Source organism: Flavobacterium nitrogenifigens (assembly GCF_003254565.1).
Lineage (GTDB): Bacteria > Bacteroidota > Bacteroidia > Flavobacteriales > Flavobacteriaceae > Flavobacterium > Flavobacterium nitrogenifigens.
In genome coordinates this window covers 1-202 of the sequence record NZ_QJRI01000002.1, presented here as the reverse complement: position 1 = coordinate 202, position 202 = coordinate 1, and the positions used below count along the sequence as shown (strand labels likewise).

At 38.1% G+C, this 202-nt stretch carries 1 protein-coding gene; it reads left to right on the top strand.

The genetic code is table 11. The features are described from left to right. Nucleotides 1-202 (top strand): hypothetical protein (locus DM397_RS23855; protein ID WP_204251824.1); only part of this gene is annotated, 202 nt, incomplete at both ends.

Below are 202 nucleotides of genomic sequence, written 5' to 3'. Positions count from 1 at the left end.
GCTTACCGTAGAATCAATTGAAGTATTCGAACAGACCAATTATGATTTTAATATCGCGATACTTCCCTCATCCCCTTTATCACCGCCTTCATTGACCGTGGAGATCAAGTACAATGCCAATGCATATGACGCGCATCTTATTAAAAGAATTGCCGATCATCTTTTTAATCTGGTAAAAGGGTTTAGTGTTCATAAAACCAGT